5 protein-coding genes and 1 pseudogene are annotated in these 6,508 nt (G+C 50.9%); all 6 read left to right on the plus strand.

Translation table 11 applies throughout. The features are described 5' to 3' along the window. Nucleotides 1–1,817 (plus strand): annotated as a pseudogene (locus tag PPL9_RS14025) (hypothetical protein); the annotation flags it as partial. Continuing rightward, nucleotides 1,810–2,523, plus strand: coding sequence for a hypothetical protein (locus PPL9_RS14030; protein ID WP_057463292.1), 714 nt, complete (start codon nt 1,810–1,812; stop codon nt 2,521–2,523). The pseudogene PPL9_RS14025 and the gene PPL9_RS14030, both read left to right, overlap by 8 nt. Further along, a complete protein-coding gene (locus PPL9_RS14035) occupies nt 2,520–3,104 on the plus strand; it encodes a hypothetical protein (protein ID WP_057463293.1) in 585 nt (194 codons plus the stop codon). The genes PPL9_RS14030 and PPL9_RS14035 overlap by 4 nt, the downstream gene beginning before the upstream one ends. Beyond that, nucleotides 3,089–3,493 (plus strand): hypothetical protein, encoded by a 405-nt coding sequence (locus PPL9_RS14040; RefSeq protein WP_057463294.1) that lies wholly within the window; start codon nt 3,089–3,091, stop codon nt 3,491–3,493. The genes PPL9_RS14035 and PPL9_RS14040 overlap by 16 nt, the downstream gene beginning before the upstream one ends. Then, a complete protein-coding gene (locus PPL9_RS14045) occupies nt 3,493–5,301 on the plus strand; it encodes a fibronectin type III domain-containing protein (protein WP_057463295.1) in 1,809 nt (602 codons plus the stop codon). The genes PPL9_RS14040 and PPL9_RS14045 overlap by 1 nt, the downstream gene beginning before the upstream one ends. Before the next feature lie 26 nt (nt 5,302–5,327). Continuing rightward, nucleotides 5,328–6,508 (plus strand): hypothetical protein (locus PPL9_RS14050; protein WP_200962316.1); only part of this gene is annotated, 1,181 nt, incomplete at its 3' end.

Raw genomic sequence — 6,508 nt, forward strand, 5'->3', positions numbered from 1 at the left:
AGTTCACAATTGGAGTTGGGGAAGCCAAGTTTGAGACTGGTGAGTTGTATTCTGCCTTGGAGAAGGCAGATAGGGGTTTGCTAAGAGCACTCGTGAATGCGTCCAGTGGTGAAGAACGTTTGAGGCGTTACGCCGATGCAGTGTCTAAGGCCAAGACTGCTGAGGAAAAAGCTTTGTTGGTTAAGGCAGGGTTTGGCCAACGAGGAACTGACCTTGTTCGTGTTCTTGAACTTGGGTCTGATGCTATGGACAAGGCTGGAAGGAAAGCCAGCGCTCTTGGGAATATTATTGAAAATGATGTTCTCGATCAGGCAGAGGAAATGCAAAACCGTTTGGGAAATGCCTCTGATGCTTTGGATAAACAGCTCAAAGCGTCCTTGATTGACATCGGGCCGTATCTCATAAATTTCAGTGAGAACATGGCTGGGGCAGTCAAGAAAGCCAGAGAACTCAAGGAAGCGGTAAAGGGGGGATTTGGCAATTTCTCAAAGGGGATGAGTGGACTTATCGGGTCTCCTTTTGATCCTGATATTGATTTGCTAACGGGTAAAGATGGGTCTGCGTTTAAACCAGACAGCTTTTCAACCGGCTATCTTGAGAAGGCTATAGCGAAAATTGAGGCTGATCGTGGGATCTTAAATAAGCGTCTGATGGCTACACAAGAGCGATTGAATTCGGGATCGTTGTCGCAAACCTTTCTGAATACTGAGAGCATGAAAGAAGCTGCGCTACTAGAGCAAATCAGTGCCTTGGAAACGAAGCTCCAGCTTGTTCAGGAGATCTTGGATAAACGAAGTAAGAACAACAGTAAGCTGGCCTCAACGTCTGAGACATTGCCTGCTTCAACAGTATCAGCTGCAAGGGTAGCTGTGCCAACATCCAAGCCGGTTTTGGGAGTTGATGATCTTGTCGGTACCTATCGCAGTAAGGCTGCGAAAGACGCGATCAGACAGGCAAAAGCGGTTGATCGGGTTATTGCAGCTCTTAAGCATGAACGTGATTTGATTGGCAAAACAGAAATGCAGCAGCGGCTCCTGAACCAGATACGTGCTGCAGGGGCTGGGGCAACCAAAAAACAAAAGCAGGAAATCGAAACCCTCGTGCGAGGTATCGATAGTCAAAGGACTGCACAGGAGCGCCTCAATCAAGTCTCCCAGTTTGGTGGGCAATTGATCTCAGATCAGTTCTCCCAGATTACAGCGGCGATTGATACGGGCAGCACGGCGCTTGACCAGTTTATCAAGTCGATGGCGGATGCTGCTATTCAGGCAGCAGTGTTTGGTACTGGTCCACTTGGTTCTATGTTCGGTGGTGGGGCAAGTGGTTCCGGTCCAAATAGCGGCGGCCTGGTGTCCACTCTTGCAACCATAGCATCTTCATTCCTTGGGTTTGATCAAGGTGGCTGGACGGGGCCGGGGGGCAAGTACACTCCTAAAGGTATTGTGCACGGTGATGAGTATGTGTTCTCTAAAGAGGCGACTAGGAAGCTTGGCGTTGCTAATCTTGATGCGCTGCATAAAAGCGCCAAAGGCTTTGCAAGAGGTGGCTTCGTCGGCGGTCCTGTTCCCATGATCCCGAAACCTGCTGCTATCTCAACAGCTGCAAACCGCAACACTCCTTCTGAGATCCGATTGGTGGTTGAGGGAAGCTCTGAGTTTGATGTCAGAGTGGCTGGGGTTGCTGGTCCTGTTGCTGTGCAAATCGTCGATCAAGCTAAACCTGGCATCATCAAAGCAGCCACTGCTCAGTCCCGTGGGAACGTGGTCAATGACCTGAATGCTTACGAGCAAAACAAGGGGGGAGGCTGGCTTGGCTAACTTTGTTCATTGGCCATTCAAGCTGTTTGCGATGCGGGGCAAGCCAGCCTTTCACCAGCGGCCTTTCACAAGACAGGGTGGTGCTACGCTGGGTGGCCGCGATCTTGTAACGCAAACCGACTTAGGTTTCTGGCGGGCTGTGTTTCCAAACATCATGGTGATGTCAAATGATATGCACCACGAGGAAGCTTGGAATGCAATCCAAGTTGCATTGCAGGGGCGAACTGGCTTGGTGATCGTTCCGGCTTACTGTACGGGATCACGGCTGCAGCAGCTCGCAAAGACACAAAGTGCGCTGGCAACTCACTCTGATGGGTCCACGTTTTCCGATGGCACGAAGTATTCCAGTGAGCCACCTTTGGTTCAAATGGAAGAAGACGCACAGATCGGTGCAACTGTTGTGAAGCTTCGCGCTTTGCGTGAAGGGTTGAGCCTGACGGGCATCAAGTACAGTTACTTTCATGCGCTTTACCAAACGGGTCCGGTAATCGCAAAAGAGGGGAACGTGGTTCAAGTCCCAATCTTTCCTGCGACGCGAGCTAAAATTCCGGCAGGTTCTATTCTCACAGTGAAAGAGCCAACGTGCTTGATGCATCTTGCCTCTGACAATGAGATGGACATTGTTCACGGTGTGTCACCGATCACAAACAAGACGCTGAACTTTGTCGAGGCAATCGACTACTGGGATAAGGTCGCAGCCGAATGAATGCCCGCAAAGTGATGATCCTGATGAAGATGGACTTTCCTCAAGGAACCTCTCGCTTCTGGTTTGGATCTTGCCCTTACATTGATGCAAATGGTGATCACTGGCGAGCTGCCGGGGAACTCCCGGAAACAGCCTTAAGCACGCTGCAGTATTCCTTTTCTGGTGAGGCAGTGGTTATGGAGGTTGGCCTGTCTGGTGTTCCTCAGGACATTGCCGACCTGGCTTATGAAGAAACTCAGGAAGATGATGTCATCGGGTCTGAAGTGCAGATTTTGTTGCAATCTTGTGATCAGTACTTTCAACCTGTTGGAGATCCAGTCGTTAAGTTCACAGGCGAAATCATCGATCTGAATTTTCATAAGGCAGCAGTAGGTGATCAGGCTCAACCTCACATATTGCATCAGGTGATCGTGGTTGTTGCAAATGTGTTCCATGCCCGCAAATCACGACGCAATGCTGTGCTGTCGGATTCAGACCAAAAAGCACTGTCTCTCAAACTCAACCCTGACCTTCCCGCAGATCTGTCATGTGAACGGGTGAGCCTCATGAACGAGCAAACCATCACATGGCCACGTGCCTGAATAGCCTGCAAGAATGGCTGTCAGATCGACGCGACATGCGCTTCGATCCGGGTAAGGCTGACTGCTGTTTGGTTCTTGCTGATTGGGCGTGCTTCAACGGCTATCCCGATGGTGCTCAGTTTCTGCGCGGCACCTACTCAACCACTGAAGAGTTGAACGAACTTCTCACAACATCTGGCGGGGCTTTAGGTTTGGTTGAAGGTTGTGTTGCAATCGCGGGCCTGCTGGAAACTCGCTCCAGAAAGATCGGTGATATCGGGGTTGTTGGCAGTCTGCGCAACCCACTGCGGCAGTGGGGCGCGATCTGGGACGGGCATACCTGGCAAGTTCATTGGCGGGATGGTTTTGAAGCCATTCACGCACCACCTCTGAAAATATGGAGTGTTTGATGCCTACTGCTGTTGCGTTGGGTGTTGCGTTCGTATTGTCGAACGGTGCAGCCATACTCGGTGCGTCCGTTGCAACGCAAGCCATTCTTGCGGGTGCTGCGGTGTCCTCTGTTGGTGTTGGGATTATCGGTGCCGGCTTGTCTGCTGGTGTTGGTTATGCTGCCAAGGAATTGCTGGGCACACAGCGTCGGCAGGATAATGCCGCTCCTTTGCCAAGTATTGCAGATGGCAAAGTCAATCAGCGGCAAAGTGTGCCGTCTCGCGGGTTTGCTTATGGGCTGGTTCGCAAAGCTGGAGACATGATGTTTCTGGAGGAGCGTGACGGAACGGCCTACATGATCATCGCGCACGCTTCTCATGAGATAGATGGGTTTGTTGAGCATTACCTGAGTGATGCGGCGGTTGAGATTGATGCAGGTGGCAATGTCATCAAGTCACTGAGCAATGATGAGGATGCATCCAAATATTACCGCCTCAGTGGTAAGGCAAAGGTCATTATCAAAGAGCGGTTAGGTTCTCCTGTCGGCGTGCCGTATTCCGAGCTGGTCACGAAGTTTAGCGATATCTGGAGTGATAACCATCGCGGCGACAACATCGCCAGCACGCTTGTGATTTGTAAGAGTGTCAGCGCTCAGCATCATAGAACGGTGTATCCGCATGGATATCCGACAGTGACATCTTTGGTTCGGGCGAAGCGCGTTTTAGATCCTCGAACTGATGAGGTTGCCTTTAGCAGGAACCTTGCGCTTCACCGTCTTGATCTCTTGCTCTCTCCGTATGGCGGTGCTTTGAAGGCTGACCGGATTAATCTTGAGAGTTGGGCTAATGCTGCTGCTGTCGCTGATGAGCAGGTCACCAACTTCCAAGGGGATCAAGAGCCTCGATATCATGGTGGCTTCAGTGGCCGGGAGAACAATGACCCCACTGAGGTTGCAAGGCTGATTGATGAAGCAGGTGAACTGCTGCTTTATGTTGACCCGCAAGGCAAGGTGGCGGTGCATGCCGGGGAGTGGGTAGAGCCTGACATTCACTTGAAAACAGCAGACATCAAGGAAGTGACCTTCCTGTCAAACCGGAATCCAAACTCGAATGTGAAATCTGTTCGGGGCCTTTGGACCAATCCAGAGCTGAACTATACCGAGGATGATGCAGTCATCTGGGGTGATCCGTATGTGGATGAGAACGACCCCAGGTCGCGAACCGTTGATAACGAATGCATCCAAAGCCACAACCATATGCGGCGCAAACAGAAGCTCAAATACATTCGTGCAACAGCTCCGTGTGTGCGGATTGTGTGCGACTACTTTGCATCTGAGAACCTGCCGTTTCGACGCTTTATCAAGATCACAGAACCGCCTCATCTGGTGGATGCCTATCTGGAGCTTATTGGAACTCCGATCTTGGATCTCAACTATTTTACCCACCAGTTCGAGGCAATCGTTGTTCCTAAGAGTCTTTACGATTTTGAGCCTGAGGAGGAGGGCGAAAAGGGTGATCCTCCCCAGCGCATTGGTTCCTCGGCACTGCCGATTGTCACCAGCTTCACGATTGCATTTGAGCAGCAGGGGCAAAGCTTGGTTGCTGAGGCGAGCTTCTCGCGTAACTCCGAGGCTCTCACCTACGAGCTTGAGTACATGAAAACCAGCGGCGGCGCAGCCAAGTACGCGCAGGCAAACGATGGTGAAGAAACCATCGAGACAGAAAGTTTGACAGCTGGTGTGGAGTATCGGTTCCGCATGCGAACCCGTTCGGTCTTTGGGCAAAATAGCAGCTGGTCCAATCCGGTTGTGCTTACAGCTTCTACTTAATCTCTTCTCAAAATCTGGAGTTGGCTATGAACTTCCTCACCAAGGAAATCGTTTGGCGTGATTTTGTGACGTTCGGTCTTGGTAGCACCACTGAGCACGAACCAGTCAAAGCTGAGATTAGAGCGTATCTGGGGCAGCTTGAGATAGGTTCTACGCTTGGAGCAGTGATCGTTAAGACCAAGGCCGAGCTGGATAATATAACCAATAAACCAGACTACACACCTGCCATAGTCGGAGCTGACTCCAACCACGCCTTAAGCGGTTACTATCAGTGGCTGGGTGGTACATGGAACTATGTGCGCGACCTTGCTGATAGCATCACGAGACTGGTCGATATTGACGGAACACGTAATGCGATCAGAGCGAAGCTTCGATTGGGCGTCAGCCTCTCGGCGGTTGAGTTTGCGGTCTTCGTCCCCATTGCAAACAATACGGGCGCAGTGACCATCAAGGTTGATGATGTACTGCTGCCAATTCGAAATGGCCTTGGCAATGAGCTTGGTCCTGATGACTTGCAGAAGGGCTATCCGGCGATGCTCGCAGTGATTGAGGGGCAGGAGGGTTATGTGCTTCTCAATCCGGCAAATGCTGAGGCAGTGGTTCTTGCGGCCAAAGCTGCAGCAATAGCAGCTCGTAATCAGGCACAAACAGCTCAAGGCAAAGCAGAGGACGCTTTGAACCAACTGGAAGCAGCCGTTGAGCAAGCTTCTGATCTGGCGTTCAAACGCTTCAATAAACTCTATCTGGGTGCTTTTGAGGATGATCCGGACACCGATAATGAGGGCAATGAGCTAGCAGATGGAGCGCTGTATTTCAAATCGCCAGATAAGAAGTTGAAAGTCTATTCTGATGTGGGTGGATGGGTGCTGGCAACACCAGACACAAGCGATTTTCTCAATAAGGCAAACAACCTGAGTGACCTTACAGACAAATCTGCTGCGCGTTCAAATCTGAGGCTAGGAGCGTTGGCGGTTTTAGACAAAATCACCAACACCCAAATAGCCCTTAAGACAATTTACGGAAGCAGACTTGCCGATAACGCTGTCACGGATCAGAAGCTCAATTCTGCAAAACTGAATACGCTTGCAGCTGTTCCGAGGATTATTGCCGCTGCGAAGGTGGATACAAACGGTGATGTGCTTTGGGCAAGCAATCTGACCTGCAGCCGTACTAGTGTAGGTGGTTACGAATACGAGTTCGTACAAGC

This window comes from Pseudovibrio sp. POLY-S9 (genome assembly GCF_001431305.1).
Lineage (GTDB): Bacteria > Pseudomonadota > Alphaproteobacteria > Rhizobiales > Stappiaceae > Pseudovibrio.